The sequence below is a fragment of the Nocardia sp. NPDC004573 genome (assembly GCF_053602135.1).
In genome coordinates this window covers 15,655-32,246 of record NZ_JBSGDA010000028.1, presented here as the reverse complement: position 1 = coordinate 32,246, position 16,592 = coordinate 15,655, and the positions used below count along the sequence as shown (strand labels likewise).

Genomic DNA, 16,592 nt, shown 5'->3' with positions numbered 1-16,592 from the left:
GCCTCGGCGGCGACACGGCGCGGAGCGTCTGTGCCGAGTGAACTCTCCATGCGAGGAGAACGGGTCGCGACACGACCATCGCCGACCCAGCGGCGGAACCGCTCAACGGGACGCGGGCCGGAAGATGTCGTCGAGCGGGACCGCCGGTCCGGAAGTGGCGCCTTCTTCGGCATACCATTCCCAGCGCATCACCCGGGCGAGAAGCGGGGTGGGCATGCGCAGGAGCAGCTTCGCGATAGTGGCGAAGCGGCTGGAGCCCTCGATGATCGAGCGGTGTGCCGCCAGTGCGGTCTTCCGTCGCGCGGCCTGTGCGCCGACGTCGATGCGGTGCGTGATCGCCGAGCGTGGGCTGTACAGCGAGTCGAGGACCGACGGGTCGTAGTTCAGGGGGACCCGCAACCGCCGCGACAGATCGATCAGGCGCGTATAGCCCTCGCGCGGCAGGGTCGCAGCCAGAACGCGTGACACGCCGGCGAGTTCGGCCGCGCGCTTGCCCACTTCGTGCACGCGGACGTGGTCGCGGTGCCCGTACCCGCCGTTGCGGTCGTAGCTGAGCAGAATCTCGGCGCGCTCCGTACGCAGGATCGCGGCCAATCTCCGCGCCGCCTCCTCCGGGTCCGCACGGGCGAACCGCATCCGGTCCGGCGGGTCGGCGTACAGCACCGCGCCGTGCCCGCTGTCGGCGTAACCGAGGTGCACCACCCGGTGCACGCCGAGCGCGGCGGCGCTCGCCTCCAGCTCGCTGAGCCGCAACGGTTTGCGGCCGTCCAGGTCGGCCATATGGCCGTCGGTGGCCACCGCGATCACGGTCCGATGCCCGGCGGCCGACAGCTCGGCCAGCGTCCCGCCGGTCAGCAGCGTCTCGTCGTCGGGGTGGGCGTGGAATGCCACAACGGTCGCCATCGCACCAGTGTGCCAAAGACTTTCACCACAGGTCCGCGGCCAGGCGAGTCGCGCCGACGAGCATGTAGCTGCCGGTCAGAGCGACCAGCGCGATGGCGGTCGGCCGCGGAACGTCACTGCGCAGGATCCGCACCCCGCCGTGTGCGGTGTCCAGGATGTCCACCAGCAACGCCAGGCGCTGCCAGCGCGGCAGCTCCTCGGCCGGCGCGGTCAGGTATCCGAGGCCGAGCGCGATCGCCCGCGCGCCGAAGATCCGGGTCATGTACTCGAGTTCGGGTGTGGGGCGCACACCCAACCTTTTGCTCAACGTTCGCGGGGCCAGGACGGCGGCCGACCCCAGCGCGACCCGTCCGAGCGCCAGGCCGCGCAGCGCACCGGCCAGGGGGGAGCGGGTGTGCCGCATATTGTTCGTCGCCATGCCCCGAGCCTCGCCCACAACGCCGCTCAGGTCGATTACCTGCGAGGTAATCGACCTGACAGCGGTGGGCCCGGGAAACCGGGCGGGAGAGACTCAGGGCAGCGGAATCCACTGGCCGGTCCCCTCGGGCCCTCGGCCGAACCTCGACCGCGGGAAACGATCCTCGACGCGAGATCTCGAGCCAGGCCGATATCCCGCTGGGAAACTCCTGGCGACCGAATCGGTGTGCGCAGCGGAGGCACAGCGCCGATGAAGGCGCGGGCAAGGTCCGGATGCGAGAGTGGTCGAGACAAGACCTCGGCCGTCGGCGCGCTCGCGGCGGACCGGCCAGAGGTCCTCCGCGACCCACCACCAGGGAAGGACATCCGTGAAGCTTCTCGTCACCGGCGGCGCCGGCTACATCGGCAGCGTCGTCGCGCACCAACTCGTCGACGCGGGCCATGAGGTAGAGATTCTCGACGACCTGTCCACCGGTTTCCCGGCGAACCTCCCGCCGCGCGCGGTGTTCCACCAACTCTCGATCCATCGGGTCGCCGACGTGCTCACGCCCGGCTCCGGCTTCGACGGCGTGCTGCACTTCGCCGCCAAGATCGAAGTCGCCGAATCGGTCGCGAACCCGGAGAAGTACTGGTGCGACAACATCGAAGGCTCCCTCGCACTGCTGCGCGCCATTCGCGCCGCTGGCACCCCGCGACTGATCTTCTCCAGCACCGGATCGATGTACACCGGCGACGGAAGCACACCCTTCGACGAGAACGCCGAAGTGCGTCCGGCCAACCCGTACGCGGCGAGCAAGGCTACCGTGGACATGATGATCGCGGGCGAGTGCGGCGCGAGCGATCTCGGCGCCGCGTCGCTGCGTTACTTCAACGCCTCCGGCGCCGTCGTAGCGCACGGCGCGCGGCTGGGCGAACGTCACGACCCGGAGTCGCACCTGATTCCGATCCTGCTGCAAGCCGCTGCCGGGCAGCGCGCTTCGTTCACCCTCTACGGCACCGACTATCAGACTCCGGACGGCACCTGCATCCGGGACTACGTGCATGTGGCCGACCTCGCCGCCGCGCACCTGCTGGCGCTGGAAGCCATCCGCCCCGGCGAATACGAGGTGTACAACCTCGGCAACGGCAGCGGTTACTCCAACCGGCAGGTGCTCGATACCGTGCGGGAAGTCACCGGACGTGACTTCCCGGTGCACTACGGCCCGCGCAGGCCAGGCGATCCGGCCGTCTGCGTGGCCGCGAGCGGCAAGGCGGGCAGCAGACTCGGCTGGAAGCCGCAGCGCCCGGACTTGGCCGACATCGTCTCCGACGCATGGGAATTCCACCGGTCGGTGTCCGGCGACTGATCGACCGAGGAACGATTCGCCGTATTCGGTGATCTCCGGGCGCCCTTGGCCGGGACGCCCGGATTCACGAGTCGATCAGAGAATGAGCAGAATCAGCGCCTTCTGCAGCGTGTCCACGATGCGGCCGATGGTGATCGCGATTTCGACGGTGCCCATGACAGGCCCCTTTCCTCGGGCGTGGCAGATCCTCGACATATCAATTCAAGCGCGCCCGAGGGGGATTCGGAAGCTCGCGCTCGGGTGGATCCACGAGGTTTCATCCGCGGCGCCGCGCTCTTCGAATCATCTGTGTCGCGGCGCCGGCCGCGGCTGTGGAATCACCCACCGACAGGAGTACTTGTGGCGTCGTCGCAACCGTTGATCGGGGAGGACTCGCACGACTGTTTCCGGTCTGCGGCGGGCACGGTCGGGCAAGCCGCGGCGATATTCGGCATGCTGCCCCGGGATTCCGCCGACCCGGCGGCGGTGCACGCGCGGCTCGCTGCGCTCGCCGAGCGCAGCGACGAATTCGGGTGCGAACTGCACGGCGCGCCGGAGGCGGCGGGCCGGTGCGCGCTCGGCCCGGCGTTGCACAGCGTCGTCGCCCACCTGCGGACGGCGGCCGAGCGCGCGAGCCTGCACCACACGACGGCGCTCGTGGACGAACTCACCGAGGTGATCGCCATCGTCGAAGAATGCGGGCAGCATACGGCCCGGTCGCTGACCGCCCCGCTGAATTTCCGCGAAGCGCAGCGGTATCGAGCCGAGATCCAGCGATTGGCGGAGGACGCCGACGACGCTTTCCGCCGCCTGTTCGCGCGGTGGTACTTCGACACCGAGGACTTCATGGCGGTCGCCGGGATGCGTGATCTCGGCGACGAATTGGAGAACGTGGTGCAGGCCTTCGAGTCGGTCGCCGACGCAGTGCTCGTCAGGGACCGGCGACTCGGGTGAGCCGCCCCGCTACATCCCGGCGAAGTCGATGATCGGCGCCGGATAGTCCGCCGGATCGACGTGTTCACGCCACGGCCGGTGGATACGTCCACCGGGCAGGTGCGCCAGCTCGGGAACCCAACGCCGGACGTACTCGCCGTCCGGGTCGTAACGCTGCGCTTGACGCAGCGGGTTGAGCACCCGATTCGGCCTGGTGTCGGTCCCCGTACCCGCCACCCACTGCCAGTTCAGCTGGTTGTTCGCCAGGTCGCCGTCCACCAGCCAGCGCAAGAAGTGTTCCGCCCCCACCCGCCAGTCGACGCGCAGCGACTTGGTCAGGAAGCTTGCCGTGATCAGCCGCGCCCGGTTGTGCATCCACCCCTCCGCGCGCAGTTGCCGCATCCCGGCGTCCACGATCGGATGCCCCGTGCGACCTTCGCGCCAGGCGTCGACGGCCTGCTCGTCGTCGCGTCGGCGAACCGAGCGGGGGCGGTAGTCCGACCAGGCCGCCGACGGGCGGGCGGCCAGCAACTGGTGGTGGAAGTCGCGCCAGGCCAGCTGACGGGCGAACGCGTGCCCGCCGGCGGTGGACATGTCGACCCGGTGCACCAGCTCCACCGGCGACACGCAGCCGAAGTGCAGATACGGCGACAGCCGCGAGGTGTCGTCGGCGGCGAGGTCGTCGTTGTCGCGCGCGTAGTGCTCGACCGGCCCGGACAGCCAATCACGCACGATCTTTCGCCCGGTCGTCTCACCGCCGACGGCAAGCTGCGGCGACGTCGGTCCCGGGCACAGCTCGTCCGCGTCCGGCAGCGGCAGGCTCGGCACCCGCGGCACCGTGAGGCTGCTCGGTTTGCCCAGCGGCTTGCGCAGCGGCGCGTCGGACCAGCGCCGGAAATACGGGCTGAAGACCGCGAAATGGTCACGCCCCGTCGCGGGCAGCAGCGTGGCCGGATCGGCGGCGGTGACGGTGGCGGGATGGGTGTACAGCAGGCAGTCGCGCCGCGCGAGAAGCTCCCGCAGCGCCCGTTCGCGCCTGCGGCTGTAGCCGCTGACATCGGCGGCGACATGGATGCTTTCGGCGTGCACCGCAGCGGCCACGCGGTCGACCTCCGCGGCCACGTCACCGCGGCGCAGGACCAGGCCACCGCCGAGGGCGCGCAGTTCGTCGTCGAGTTCGGCGAGGGCGGCGACGAGGAACCGCGCACGGTTCGGCGCGGCGAAGCGGCCGGCGAGGACAGCGTCGTCGAGCACGAACAACGGCACCACCGCGGCGCCTTCCCGGTGTGCGGCGGTCAGCACGGGGTTGTCCCGCACCCGCAGGTCGCGGGTGAACAGCGCGATCGTGACGGTCATCGCGAGGCTCCTTGTCGGACGAGCGCGGTCGTGCTCGGCGCCCGTGAGGGTCGCGCCGGCGCGGCGTCGGGCGGCTCAGCCCCACCGCCGCCGACGCGGCCCTCACGAGCTCCGAACATGCCGGATCACGCCGCGCACAGCGGGACGATGCGCGAGTCACCGCCGGTCGTCGGCGAGGTCAGGTACAGGCACGGGTTCTGGCCCGCGGAGACGATCGCCGCGCGCACCTGCTGCCAGGCTTCCGCGTCCAGTGACGCGGCGCGTGCCAGGACGAATCCGGATATCCGGCTCGGGTCGGTGACGACCGCCCACGAATAGTCCGGGCCGAGCGCCGTGACGATGTAGTTGGTCGGCCCCTCCAGACGATCCTGGGTCGGCACGCCGGGGAAGCTCACGTGCAACTGCGCACCGGTCTCCCGGTCGTTGACCGTCGCGGTCCCGTTGATCTCGTTCTGCGTGCCGGTCCATGTGGTGCAGGTGTTGCGCACCGCGATGTTGCCCGCCGCATCGAGGGCGTAGTTCGCCTGGGTATCTCGCGCGCAGGCGAGGTTGAAGTACTGCGGGACGGCGGCGAGCTGACGCCACGTCCCCAGGTACCGCTCCAGCTCCAGGCGCGGCACCGGCGCGGGCCCCGCGAGCGGGTTCGGAACCGCGGAGGCGCCACCCGCCGCCAGAGCGGTCGCCGACAGCGCCGACACCACCCCGGCGAGCAGGCGGGTGGACGTACGCAGCAGATTGCGACGGTGCACGCTAACTCCTCGGAAATCGGCGATGCTGACCACACTAGCATAGAACGATGCACAATTGATGCAACTCTACTCTTTCCGGAGGAACGATGCCGCGGAGGACGGCGCCGAGCATCGAGGGCCGGGGCGCCTGCTGGACACGGGTTCGCAGCCACTCGGGGAACCTGTCCGCGCGTCCGGGCGCACGAATCGCGGCACGGCCACACCATCACGCTCTTCGAAACCCGCACCGATGAGCCCACAGCCGCGAGAAGCCGTGGCGGTGGGTGCAGGTCCTGACCGCCGCACCGCGAGATGCCGCCCGGCCGGCTGATCGCTCACTGCCAGGGCAGCGGGGCGGACCGCCGCCGCTGGTCACCCCTCCCGGACGGCGGCGGCCGACGTGCACGCGTCCGGGCTCATACCGCCCGGTCGACCCGCCCGAACGACCCCGGCGCGAAGCCGACGGTGACGTGCTGCCACCGCACGGACCCACCGATCAGCCGGGTGGAGCGGATCCCGTCGGCGGCGGCGGGCAGAATGGGGCGATGCCCGCCGGTCCCGTCCCCGTGTCCGACGCGGCCGGATACACGGTGCGCGCGGTCGCCGAGCGTCTCGGTATCCCGACCGCGACGCTGCGCAGCTGGAACCGCCGCTACGACATCGGCCCCCCGCAGCACCGCCCAGGTCAGCACCGCCTGTACACCCAGGCCGACATCGCCATGCTCGAACGAATGCTGGCGCTGATCCGCGCGGGCGCGAGCCCGGCGGGCGCGGCGGCGGCGGTGCGCGGGCCCGCGCCCACGCTCGGCCGCCGGGAAGCGCTGCTGGCCGCGGCCTTCGCGCTGGACACCACCGCGGTGTCGAACCAGATCGAAGCGCACGTCCGCGCGTTCGGCGTGGTGGACACCTGGAATCTGCTGTGCCGCCCCGCTTTCGCCGACATCGTCGATCGGCAGCTCGGCGGCGAGGGATGCATCGATGTGGAGCACTTGCTTTCCTGGTGCGTCATCTCGGTGCTGCACCGGACGAACCCGCCGTCGGTCCCGGACGGCGCGGCGCCGGTGGTGCTCGCCTGCACCAGCGGGGAGACGCATTCACTGCCGCTGGAGGTGCTGCGCGCGGCACTCGCCGAACGCGGCGCCGGAGCCCGGATGCTGGGCGCCGACGTGCCCGCCGCAGCGCTCGCCGACACCCTAGCCCGGTTCGACCGCCCCGCCGCCGTCCTGCTGTGGTCGCAGCAGGAGTCCACGGCGTTGACCTCCGCGGTGCGCGCGTGCCTCGGCGCGGGCGCTCGCGTGCTGGTCGGCGGCCCGGGATGGGAGGCGGTCTTCCTCCCCGAGGGCGTGGAACGCGTCGAGAGCCTGGTCGACGCCGCCGACCGGCTCGCCTGATCCGCGTGCTCCCGCCGAACCGATTCATCGACGGACACCACGCAATCCTGCATCGGCCCTGGCTTCTCCCGGCGACCGCCGGCTCGGATCATTCCCCGAACCCAGCGGAGGTACCTGGCGAAACCCCTCTCCCGCACGCGCTGCCCGCGCGCGCAGCACTCGGCCGCCAAGGCCCCTGCCCAACGATCATCGATGCAGCATCGATGCGACCTGGAATCCGACATCGGCGCGTCAGCAACCACAGAGGAGAGGGACCTCGCGCGGAGGCACCCCACACCGGTCACCGGCGGAGCGCTCCACACACACCTCGCCCGCACCGCCGGCAACCACAGTGGCGATCGGACCAGCGTGCCGACGCGCCCCACTGGGCACCCGGGTGAGCGCTCCACACACCTCGCCCGCACCCTCAGCGGTCGTACGACGCACCGATCAGTCGCCCGACTCGGTTGCGCTCCACTCATCCGGCGCAAGCCGTCTGTTGCTCACACCCGATTCAACAGCCACTGCTCATGTCGGGAGACTCTTCCGAGACCCAGCCGCAAGGTGGACAGCGCAGTCGGATTGCTGCGACGCGGGCACGAACTGCCGGATGGCGTCGATCGATCTAGTACACCCGCCAGATCGAGAACATCCATTCCGTCAGGAGCCCGGCGCCATCCCCGACCTCAGTCCGCGAGCCTGCCGAGCAGATGTCGCAGCGCCGGTTCCAGGGCCGGGGCCCGGAAGTGGTGCCCGGCCTCTGCCAGCCGCGCGGGGATGACGCGCTGGCTCGCGGACGCCACTTCACGATTGCCTTCGCGGCCCAGTAGCAGAGCGGGACCGAACCCGGGCACCGGGAACAGGGCGGGCCGGTGCAGCACACGCGCGAGGATTTTGGTGTACTCCGCGTTCCGCACGGGTTGCGGGGCAACAGCATTGACCGCACCGGACAGTTCCGCGTCCCAGAGCGCCCGGTGATAGATGTCGATCAGGTCATCGATCCCGATCCACGACAGCCATTGCCTGCCGTTGCCGATGCGCCCGCCGAGCCCGGCGGTGAACAGCGGACGCAACAGCTGCAGGGTGCCGCCGCGCGGGGACTGCACGATGCCGGTACGCACGCGCACCACCCGCACACCGGCTTCGGCGGCGGGAGCCGTCGCGTCCTCCCACTCCTCGACCACGTCGGCAAGGAAACCCGCCCCGCGCACCGATCGCTCGGTCAGCGCCTCGTCGCCGCGATCGGCGCCGTAGTAACCGATCGCGGAGGCACTCACGAAGACCGGCACCGCCGCGCGGGCCGCGACCTCGGCGAGTTTCCGAGTCGGACCGATCCGGCTGCCCGCGATCGCACGCTTGTGCCCCTCGGTGAACCGGCCCGCGATGGAGGCCCCCGCCAGATGCACCACGGCGTCCACACCGTCCAGCAGGTCCGGCGCGGGGTCGGCGGTGTCCCACAACCTTTCGTCGGCGGCGCGCGGCGTGTGCCGGACCAGCCGAACGACGCGGTGCCCGCCGGTGGACAGGAACGCGGTCAGCGCCGAACCGACCAGGCCGGACGCTCCCGTCATCGCGATGGTCCTGGACACGAAGCCCTCCTCGACCGCCCGCGCATGCGCCGCGAGATCGTCGGCGAGCTGTCGGTGACGGTAGGCGAACATGGGGCGCAGCACGGTGGCGGGAACCGGCGCGTCCACCCGGTCCACCACCCGCGTACGCGTCTCGTCGACGACCTCGAAATCGTGGGTGTGCCGCCAGGGCAGCAGTCCGGCCGGCAGCGAGCCGATTCCGTCGACGGTGACCGCGTCCACGAACCGGCGCGGCGGGTCGTACTCACCCGGGTCGTGTCGCGCCACCCAGCGCAGGCCACCGGGCAGTCCGAGCACGGCCTGCCCGTCGCAGAGCGAGTCCGATTCGGCGCGCGGCGACACGGGCTGCCATGGCGGCGCCAGGCGGGTCAGCGCGCCGGGGCGACCGTGCCAGGCGAACACCTCGGACCGGGGTAGATCGATAACGCTCGCGTACTCGATACCCATGACCCGACTCTAGCCCGAAACCGACCCCATGCAGCGTTCCTGCATCGTTACATGGCACGCGGTTTTCGAAAATCCAGGTATCCGCCGACTACTAGCACGTCCGATGCAAACCGATGACTCGATCGATGGGCAATCGACGGGGATCCCGGATGGACAGCGGGAAGAACCAGCCGCGGTCCATCGAGTTCCCTTCGTCCTACGGATGCGACCGGCGGGACACCGGAACGCGACGCCCAAATTAGAACTTGTTCTACCATGTGTCCAGTCCGGCTCGCGTCTACGGAGGTTGTGTCATCATGCCGCTGGATCCCTCGGCCGCAGCGCTGCTGACGGCCGTCGAGGCGTCACCGCGCGCGGTCGCGGCGCACGACAAGTCCGCGTGGGTGGGCCTGTTCGCCCCGGGGGCGGAGGTCAACGACCCGGTGGGGTCCCGCCCGCACGTGGGGCGCACCGCCATAGCGCGGTTCTACGACACCTTCATCGGGCCGAACACCATCGCGTTCCGGGTCGATCGCGATCTGGTCCATCCGCCGACGGTGCTGCGCGATCTGACCGTCGTCACCACGATGTCGACCGGCGCCACCGTTCTCGTCCCCATGCACCTGCGCTATCGGCTGGTCGAGCAGGACGGCGTATGGAAGATCGCCTCACTCGCCGCGCATTGGGAACTGGCGGGCATGATCTGGCAACTGCTGCGCACCGGTCTGCCCGGGCTCGCCGCGGCGCTGAAGCTGGGGCCGCAACTGCTCGTCAACCAGGGCGTCGGCGGGGCGCTGGGCATGATGCAGGCGCTCGGTGGCGTGGGACGTCGCGGAAAACGCACCACGACAGGGCTTTTCGCCGCCGCTGCGAGCACCGATCTGAGCCGGGTGCGCGAGCTGCTCGGATCTCGGGCCGAGATCGAATTGCCCGCGGGCACGCCGGTGTCGGTGGAGGAGTTCACCAATCGGGTACGCAACATGCGCTGGAGCAAGGTGATCGCCGCCGGCCACACCGTCACGGCGAGTGTCCGGCTCGGCGCGGTAAGCGGAGTCGCGGTCGTGGAGTTCGCGACCAGCGGGGAAGGCATCGCGCGCGTGACGTTCTATCTCGACGGCGACTGACCCGGGCGGATCGCCCCCCCCGGGGGTCGCCGCGGGCGGCCGATGCCTGCCCTCGTGATCGCCTACTCGGACCGTCGCGGTTGCGCGCCTCGGAGTACGCGCGCCGGTAGCCGGATGCACCGCAGCACCCGGCTACCGGAACTGAAGGCAAGCTCAGCTCGGTGAACGGGCTCCGCACCCGGTCACGACGCGAGCTGTCCGGCGTGTTCCCTGGCCCGGTCGGACACCGGATCTTCGACCGGCGCGGACACCGGCACGGCATGCTCGGTCCAGCCGGGCGGGCCGAAGATGTATCCGAGCCGCCCCCGCCAGGTGCTCGCGCCGCGCACGTCGCGGATCAGCGCCGCCAACTCGTGATAGTTGATCTTCAGCGGGTTGTCGGTGCCGATGTTCTTGGTGAGGCCGTAGCGGACCGGTTCGGATTCGGCGGCGAAGCTGCCGAACAGACGGTCCCAGATGATGAAGATGCCGCCGTAGTTCTTGTCGATGTAGGGCTGGTTCGACCCGTGGTGGACACGGTGGTGCGAGGGCGTGTTGAACAGGAACTCGATCGGACGCGGAAGCGTCTGGACGCGCTGAGTGTGGATCGGGAACTGATACAGCAGCCCGATGCCCTGCAACAAGAAGATCATCCAAGCGGGGAAACCCAGCAGCGCCGCGGGCACCCACGCCAGCCCGCGCAGGATGTTCGGGATCGGGTGCAGCCAGGAGAGGCGAAGCGCGGTGGAGAGGTTGAAGTGCTCACTGGAGTGGTGCACGTTGTGCGCAGTCCACATCAGGCGGACCCGATGGTCGGCGCGGTGCGCCCAGTAGTAGCACAGATCCGTGACGATCAAGCCGAGCACCCAGACCCACCAGGATCGCGGCGACAGGTGCAGCGGCGTGATCGCGGCGGCCACGACTACGGCCGAGAACGGCACCAGATGCTGCATCAGCGGCTTGACCAGCCTGCCCACCGTGAACGTCGTCACGTTGGAAGCGGTGTCGCGGACCGATCCGCCGTTGCCGGACCGGTCGGGATCGCGCCGGTAGGCGATCCACTCCACCAGCATGAGCACCGCGAACGCCGGAATGGCGTAGGTCAGCAACTCGAACTCCACACGACCCATGGGTTCTCCTTCTTCCTCTGGCCTCCACCTTGGACGCTACGTGCCCGGGCCTCGGGAAACATCGCGCCGACGAGGGACTTCGGGTCCCCCGCGCGGGGGACGCGAGCGCGCAGGCGCGCGGGCAGAGTTGCCGTTCGTGCGGCGTCTCCGGTCGGCCGGATGATTAGGATCGCCCCGGGGCCCGGCACCGGAACCGGACGGAGGCGGTGACGAACTGTTGGACGTGAGCAGATCACTGGCCCGCCAGTCGGTGGTGGTCGCGGTGGTGGCGGCCGTCATCGACGCGGTGGTGCTGGGTCTGTGCGGCGTCTTCGCGGTGGCGCCGTGGCAGACGGTCGCCGCTGTCACGGCCATCGTCGCCGCCGATCTCGCCCTGGCCGCCCCACCCCGGACGGCGGGGGTGGTCGCGGTGGTGCAAGTGCTCGTGCGACTGCTGGCCGCGCTGCTGCTGTATCGGCACGGGTTCCCGGTGCGGTTCGCCGACGTGGGGTTCCTGGTGGCCGGATATCGCGCGGGCGCGTGGCTGGCCGGACCGAGTTCCGTGCTGACCATGTTGTCGCTGTGCGCAGGAGTCGCCGGGGCGCACCTGGTCACCGACAGCGCCGCGGCCCAGGACTGGCGGCTGTTGCTGGCCGCGACCGTCTCCGCGGGCTGCGTCCCGTGGCTCGTCGGCCGCTACACCGCGGCGCGGGGCGCCTACATCGCCGATCTGGAGCAGCGGGCCCGATTGCGGCAGCAGGAGCACCGGACCGCGTTGGAGCGCGCGGTCACCGAGGAACGGGCGGCCATCGCCCGCGACCTGCACGACGTGATCTCCCATCACGTCAGCGCGATCGGCATTCACGCCGGTGCGGCGCGGCTGGCTCTGGGCGGAACGGCGAACGCGGCCGCCGCCCGATCGCTGTCGGCGGTGGAATCCAGCAGCAGGGCCGCGATGGTCGATCTGCGCCGCCAGCTCGACTTGTTGCACGGGCGGGAGGACGAGGGGCAGCGTCAGCCGGGGCTGGCCGACATCGACGGGCTGATCGAGCACGTCCGCGCGGCCGGGCTGCGGGTCGAGACGAGCGTGCGCGGCGACGCCGTCACACTGCCGGACTCGTTGAATCTCACCCTGTACCGCATCGTGCAGGAGATGCTGACCAACGCGTTGCGCCACGGCGACGGCACGCACGCCCGCCTGGACGTGGAGTACCTGCCGAAGCGAGTGGTGCTGCGCGCAACGAACCCCCTCCCCCGTGAACCGGTCACCGCCGACCCCTCGATCCAGCGCGGCCTGCACGGAATTCGTCGCCGCGCCGAGCTGTTCGACGGCGCACTGGACTACGGCCGCGACGCCACGCACTGGCACACCACGGTGTCCGTGCCGATCGGAGGATCGTGAACCCGCCCATCCGCGTCCTGATCGCCGACGACCACAGCATGTTCCGCTCCGGCCTGCGCGCCGTCGTGGACAGCCAGCCGGACCTGGATTGCGTCGCCGAGGTGAGCGACGGCCGGGCCGCGATCACCGAGACCGCCCGGCTGCGACCGGATGTCGCGATCCTCGACGTCCGCATGCCGAAACTCGACGGCTTGGCCGCCACCGCCGCGATCGTCGCCGCCGGCGGCACGCACGTCCTGGTGCTCACGACCTATGACAGCGACGCCAACCTGTATCGCGCCTTACAGGCGGGCGCCAGCGGGTTCCTGCTGAAGAGCCTGCCGCCCGAAGAACTCGTCACGGCGATCCGGATCGCGGCCCGCGGCGACGCGCTGATCGACCCGTCGATGACCCGCCGCCTGGTCTCCCGCTTCGCGAGCACACTCGCGCCCCCGCGCACCCCGCCGGAAGTCCAGCAGCTCACCGCCCGCGAACTGGAGGTACTGCTCCTGCTGGCCGACGCGCGCAGCAACGCCGAGATCGCCGCGCAGCTGGGTGTCGGCGAGGAGACGGTCAAGACGCACGTCTCCCGCATCCTCGCCAAACTCGGCGTTCGCGATCGCATCCACGCCGTCGTCTACGCCCATCAGCACGGCCTGGTCTCGCCGGAATCGGCGCGCTCCGACTGACCCGCCATCCCGCTCACGTGGCGGCGACAACCGAGCGCGGTGGCCCGGTTGTCGCCGCGCACGGCTCACCCGCCGGTCGGCGGTTCCCCGACCGTCGTCGTCGGATCGATGATGCCGAAGACCTCACCCTGCGGTCCCTGGACGATGCCCATGCGGCCGAAGGGGCTGTCGTCGGGTCCCGACATGACGGTGGCGCCGAGATCACGCGCCCTGGCGAGCGCGTCGTCGGTGTTGTCGACCTGGAACCAGGCCAGCCAATACGACGGGTTGTCGCCCGGCATCTTCGTCGAGTCGTTCACGCCGCCGACGGCGTCGCCGTCCTGCGTCAGGCTGAACGTGGAGTACACGAAGTGCTCGCCGTCGCCGATCTCGGTGTAGTGCCAGCCGAACACGTCGGCGTAGAACTGCTGCGCCTGCTTGTAGTCGCTGGTGTGCAGCTCGTTCCAGCAGTAGGCGCCGTGCTCGTTGTAGATGCCCGCGCCCGCGTGGGCCTTGGCCTCCCAGATCCCGAAGACCGCGCCGGTGGGATCGGCGCCGACGACCATGCGGCCGACGTCGAGCACGTCGAACGGTTGCATCATCAGCGAGCCGCCCGCGGCGGCGACCTTCTGCGCGACGGCGTCGGCGCTGTCGGCGGCGAAGTAGGTGGTCCACACCGACGGCATCGGCATGCCTTCCGGTTTGGGTCCGATGCCCGCGGCCGCGCGGCCGTTGCGCATCGCCATCAGATATCCCCCAGCCTCGGGCGGGCTGTCCTCGATCTGCCAGCCGAAGAGAGCGCCGTAGAATTCGCGGGCGCGCCCCGGGTCGTCGACCTGGCAGTCGACCCAGCACGGCGTTCCCTGCGGCCAGCTTCCGTCATGAGTGGGCATTGCGGGTGCCTCCTGACACGGGTTGCCGATGTGCGGGCCGAGACAGCCGGCACACGGCTAGTCAACCATCAGCATTCCGTTGGAGTGAGTCGATTCGGCCGGAGCGCCGTGTCGCGCTCACAAGCCTGGAACCCAGGTGAAAAACCCCCTACACAGATCAGTCCCCGGTAGTCTCGTCGAAACCGTGAGTCTCAGTCGTCGCTGAGTGCTCCGGTGTTTCGGCTGGCTTGCCGGGGGCCTAGCCGGATCCTGGGTCGGTTGTCTTCACTGCCTGCCGACGTCTCAGCTGACAGTGCGCTCACCTACCGGTGTTCCGGTGTAATGACTAGTCTCCTCCACATTTCCGGCTAGTCAAGAGCCTGATCCGAGACGACGCGCGCGGTCACCCCCACGCTCCAGGCATCCTTCAGCAAATCGATCTTGACGTGTACTCTTGGCTCTCGAACCATGCGATTGTGACTGGGGTCACACCCCCTGCCTGACTGCATTCGCCTGCCCGATGGCCGGGCCGGCCGTCCCGTTGGAGTCCCCATGGCGCTCGCTCCCACTCCCGCATCGACGAGTGGCGGCGCGTGCGCAGATACCCGCCGTGAACGCCGCGCCGGGGACACCGGATCCGTCACTTCGGAGACATCATGAGCGCACCGAACCGATTCGACGAGCTGCAGCATCGCGTCGCGGACCTCGCACCGGTCTTCCGCGAGCCGCTGGACTCGCCCTACGAGATCTCCAACGAATTGTTCGCCGCCCTCCGGCACGTGCTGCACGACGTGGGCGGACAGCCGGACATCCCGGTCGATTACCGGGAGAAGGAGGAAGAGCCCTGGGAGATGCGCACTTACGTCACCTGCGAATGCCTCGGCTGGCGCGGCGTGTGGAACTCCGAAGAACGCAGGCGAGCGGAGAACGACCTGGGCGCGACGTTGTACTTCGGTCTCCCCTACTACGCGCGCTGGGCGACCGTCGCGGCGAAGACCTTGATCGCCAAGGGGCTGATCACCCCCGATGAGCTGTCGGCCAAGCTGGACGAAGTACGCGCCCGGATGGAGGCGCGCGCATGAGCAGGAAGTACCGAATCGGCGATCGGGTGCGGGTCCGCGACGCCACGTCGATGTTCCACACCCGCACCCAGGCCTACACCCGGGGACACACCGGCGTCGTCGTCGAGCACCGCCCGGAGTGGATCATCCCGGAGGACGAGGCGTGGGGACGCGAGGACGGTCGCGTCGAACCGTTCTATGTCGTGCGATTCCGCCAGAAGGATTTGTGGCCTACATACACCGGCTTCGACGTCGACACCCTGGAGACGGAGGTCTCCGAGCGCTGGCTCGAGCCCGCGGAGGAGGATGCCCAGTGAGCCGGACCCACGATCACGACGCGCACGCGCCGATCCGGACGAGCGAGGAGATCAGCGAGTTCGAAGTGCTCGAGACGGCGGTCCGGGAACTCGCCATCGAGAAGGGTCTCTTCTCGCAGGAAGACCACCGCCGGTTCAGCGAGTGGGCCGAATCGGTCGGGCCGCACGGCGGATCGAAACTCGTGGCCAAGGCATGGACCGACCCCGAGTTCAAGGCGCGCCTGCTCGCCGACGGGACCGAGACGTGCAAGGAGGTCGGCATCGACTGGCGCGATCCGACCGGATCCGGGACGCCGAGCGACTACACCTACTTCTACGTACTGGAGAACACGCCGCAGGTGCACAACGTCATCGTGTGCACGCTGTGCTCGTGCTATCCGCGCCCCGTGCTGGGTATGTCCCCGGATTGGTATCGCACGCCCAACTACCGTCGCCGCCTCGTGCGCAGGCCCCGCGAGGTACTCGCCGAATTCGGCTTGCATTTCCCGCCCGACGTGGAGGTCCGGGTGCACGACTCGAACCAGAAGTCCCGGTTCATGGTGCTGCCGATGCGTCCCGAGGGCACCGAGGGCTGGTCCGAGGAGCAGCTGGCCGCCATCGTCACCCGGGACACCATGATCGGCGTGGCGCTGCCCCAGGTCGACTGGACCGCGCAGCAGCCACCGAACCGAGTCGAGTCCGCAACGAGGAAGGAGGGGCGCCGGTGACAAGTGGTCCGTACGAAGTCCTGCTGAGCGCCTTGGATCCCGCGGCGCGCCGGGAGAGTGCGCTGCCCGAGCTCGATCGCGCGCCCGACCCGTGGGAGTCGAGCATGCAGGCCACCTGCGAATGCCTCTCCTGGCGCGGGGCCTTGGACAACCTGGAACGTCGTCACGCCGAGGACGCGCTGGGCGAGACGATCTATCACGAATTCCCGGTACGCAGTCGCTCGGTGGTCGTCACCGCGCACACGCTGATGGAACGGGGCGTGATCACGCCGGAGGAACTCCGCGCCCGCATGGACGCCGTACGGGAGCGCCTGCACAGGCCATAGC

17 protein-coding genes are annotated in these 16,592 nt (G+C 69.8%); 10 read left to right on the top strand and 7 right to left on the bottom strand.

Annotated features, from left to right (window positions below; all coding sequences use genetic code 11):
* Positions 1-102 precede the first annotated feature (102 nt).
* Positions 103-903 (bottom strand): PIG-L deacetylase family protein, encoded by an 801-nt coding sequence (locus tag ACWEKR_RS30560; RefSeq protein WP_452357399.1) that lies wholly within the window; start codon positions 901-903, stop codon positions 103-105.
* Between the two features lie 22 nt (positions 904-925).
* A complete protein-coding gene (locus tag ACWEKR_RS30555) occupies positions 926-1,321 on the bottom strand; it encodes a hypothetical protein (RefSeq protein WP_452357398.1) in 396 nt (131 codons plus the stop codon).
* Between the two features lie 367 nt (positions 1,322-1,688).
* Between ACWEKR_RS30555 and galE the strand changes: the two genes are divergently transcribed.
* Positions 1,689-2,666 (top strand): UDP-glucose 4-epimerase GalE, encoded by a 978-nt coding sequence (gene galE / locus ACWEKR_RS30550; protein WP_452357397.1) that lies wholly within the window; start codon positions 1,689-1,691, stop codon positions 2,664-2,666.
* 339 nt (positions 2,667-3,005) lie between these two features.
* A complete protein-coding gene (locus tag ACWEKR_RS30545; RefSeq protein ID WP_452357396.1) occupies positions 3,006-3,599 on the top strand; it encodes a hypothetical protein in 594 nt (197 codons plus the stop codon).
* A 9-nt stretch (positions 3,600-3,608) separates the two neighbouring features.
* Here ACWEKR_RS30545 and ACWEKR_RS30540 read toward each other — a convergent pair whose 3' ends face one another.
* On the bottom strand, positions 3,609-4,934 hold the full coding sequence (locus ACWEKR_RS30540; RefSeq protein WP_452357395.1) for a cryptochrome/photolyase family protein: 1,326 nt from the start codon (positions 4,932-4,934) through the stop codon (positions 3,609-3,611).
* 125 nt (positions 4,935-5,059) lie between these two features.
* A complete protein-coding gene (locus tag ACWEKR_RS30535) occupies positions 5,060-5,683 on the bottom strand; it encodes a lipocalin family protein (RefSeq protein ID WP_452357394.1) in 624 nt (207 codons plus the stop codon).
* Between the two features lie 524 nt (positions 5,684-6,207).
* Here ACWEKR_RS30535 and ACWEKR_RS30530 point away from each other — a divergent pair.
* Positions 6,208-7,053, top strand: coding sequence for a MerR family transcriptional regulator (locus ACWEKR_RS30530; protein WP_452357393.1), 846 nt, complete (start codon positions 6,208-6,210; stop codon positions 7,051-7,053).
* A gap of 665 nt (positions 7,054-7,718) precedes the next feature.
* Here ACWEKR_RS30530 and ACWEKR_RS30525 read toward each other — a convergent pair.
* A complete protein-coding gene (locus ACWEKR_RS30525; protein ID WP_452357392.1) occupies positions 7,719-9,068 on the bottom strand; it encodes a TIGR01777 family oxidoreductase in 1,350 nt (449 codons plus the stop codon).
* 296 nt (positions 9,069-9,364) lie between these two features.
* Here ACWEKR_RS30525 and ACWEKR_RS30520 point away from each other — a divergent pair, with 296 nt between their 5' ends.
* Positions 9,365-10,171, top strand: a complete 807-nt coding sequence (locus ACWEKR_RS30520) for a nuclear transport factor 2 family protein (RefSeq protein ID WP_452357391.1) — start codon at positions 9,365-9,367, stop codon at positions 10,169-10,171.
* A 182-nt stretch (positions 10,172-10,353) separates the two neighbouring features.
* Here the strand turns inward: ACWEKR_RS30520 and ACWEKR_RS30515 are convergent, their stop codons facing one another.
* Positions 10,354-11,280 carry a sterol desaturase family protein gene (locus tag ACWEKR_RS30515; RefSeq protein ID WP_452357390.1) on the bottom strand — a complete coding sequence of 309 codons (927 nt, stop codon included), beginning with the start codon at positions 11,278-11,280 and terminating at the stop codon, positions 10,354-10,356.
* 223 nt (positions 11,281-11,503) lie between these two features.
* On the opposite strand from ACWEKR_RS30515, the gene ACWEKR_RS30510 reads away from it, so the two are divergent.
* A complete protein-coding gene (locus tag ACWEKR_RS30510) occupies positions 11,504-12,661 on the top strand; it encodes a sensor histidine kinase (RefSeq protein WP_452357389.1) in 1,158 nt (385 codons plus the stop codon).
* The gene (locus ACWEKR_RS30505; RefSeq protein ID WP_452357388.1) at positions 12,658-13,329 is read left to right on the top strand and encodes a response regulator; all 672 of its coding nucleotides are present in this window, start codon (positions 12,658-12,660) and stop codon (positions 13,327-13,329) included. Before ACWEKR_RS30510 ends, ACWEKR_RS30505 begins: the two co-directional genes overlap by 4 nt.
* Before the next feature lie 65 nt (positions 13,330-13,394).
* Here ACWEKR_RS30505 and ACWEKR_RS30500 read toward each other — a convergent pair whose 3' ends face one another.
* The gene (locus tag ACWEKR_RS30500) at positions 13,395-14,201 is read right to left on the bottom strand and encodes a VOC family protein (RefSeq protein ID WP_195086634.1); all 807 of its coding nucleotides are present in this window, start codon (positions 14,199-14,201) and stop codon (positions 13,395-13,397) included.
* 635 nt (positions 14,202-14,836) lie between these two features.
* Here ACWEKR_RS30500 and ACWEKR_RS30495 point away from each other — a divergent pair.
* The 4 genes from ACWEKR_RS30495 to ACWEKR_RS30480 are packed head-to-tail and all read left to right on the top strand — an operon-like array spanning position 14,837 to position 16,591.
* A complete protein-coding gene (locus ACWEKR_RS30495; protein WP_159848087.1) occupies positions 14,837-15,262 on the top strand; it encodes an SH3-like domain-containing protein in 426 nt (141 codons plus the stop codon).
* Entirely contained in the window at positions 15,259-15,558 is a 300-nt protein-coding gene (locus ACWEKR_RS30490) for an SH3-like domain-containing protein (RefSeq protein WP_195086638.1), read from the top strand. Before ACWEKR_RS30495 ends, ACWEKR_RS30490 begins: the two co-directional genes overlap by 4 nt.
* Positions 15,555-16,265, top strand: coding sequence for a thiocyanate hydrolase subunit gamma (gene scnC, locus ACWEKR_RS30485; RefSeq protein ID WP_452357387.1), 711 nt, complete (start codon positions 15,555-15,557; stop codon positions 16,263-16,265). The genes ACWEKR_RS30490 and scnC overlap by 4 nt, the downstream gene beginning before the upstream one ends.
* A complete protein-coding gene (locus tag ACWEKR_RS30480; protein WP_452357386.1) occupies positions 16,262-16,591 on the top strand; it encodes a ScnB in 330 nt (109 codons plus the stop codon). Before scnC ends, ACWEKR_RS30480 begins: the two co-directional genes overlap by 4 nt.
* Position 16,592: the final 1 nt, after the last annotated feature.

Coding starts and splice junctions, on each gene's coding strand:
- ACWEKR_RS30520 (WP_452357391.1), top strand. CDS start 9,365: ATGCCGCTGGATCCCTCGGCCGCAGCGCTGCTGACGGCCGTCGAGGCG.
- ACWEKR_RS30495 (WP_159848087.1), top strand. CDS start 14,837: ATGAGCGCACCGAACCGATTCGACGAGCTGCAGCATCGCGTCGCGGAC.
- ACWEKR_RS30530 (WP_452357393.1), top strand. CDS start 6,208: ATGCCCGCCGGTCCCGTCCCCGTGTCCGACGCGGCCGGATACACGGTG.
- ACWEKR_RS30500 (WP_195086634.1), bottom strand. CDS start 14,201: ATGCCCACTCATGACGGAAGCTGGCCGCAGGGAACGCCGTGCTGGGTC.
- ACWEKR_RS30490 (WP_195086638.1), top strand. CDS start 15,259: ATGAGCAGGAAGTACCGAATCGGCGATCGGGTGCGGGTCCGCGACGCC.
- ACWEKR_RS30555 (WP_452357398.1), bottom strand. CDS start 1,321: ATGGCGACGAACAATATGCGGCACACCCGCTCCCCCCTGGCCGGTGCG.
- ACWEKR_RS30525 (WP_452357392.1), bottom strand. CDS start 9,068: ATGGGTATCGAGTACGCGAGCGTTATCGATCTACCCCGGTCCGAGGTG.
- ACWEKR_RS30540 (WP_452357395.1), bottom strand. CDS start 4,934: ATGACCGTCACGATCGCGCTGTTCACCCGCGACCTGCGGGTGCGGGAC.
- ACWEKR_RS30560 (WP_452357399.1), bottom strand. CDS start 903: ATGGCGACCGTTGTGGCATTCCACGCCCACCCCGACGACGAGACGCTG.
- ACWEKR_RS30515 (WP_452357390.1), bottom strand. CDS start 11,280: ATGGGTCGTGTGGAGTTCGAGTTGCTGACCTACGCCATTCCGGCGTTC.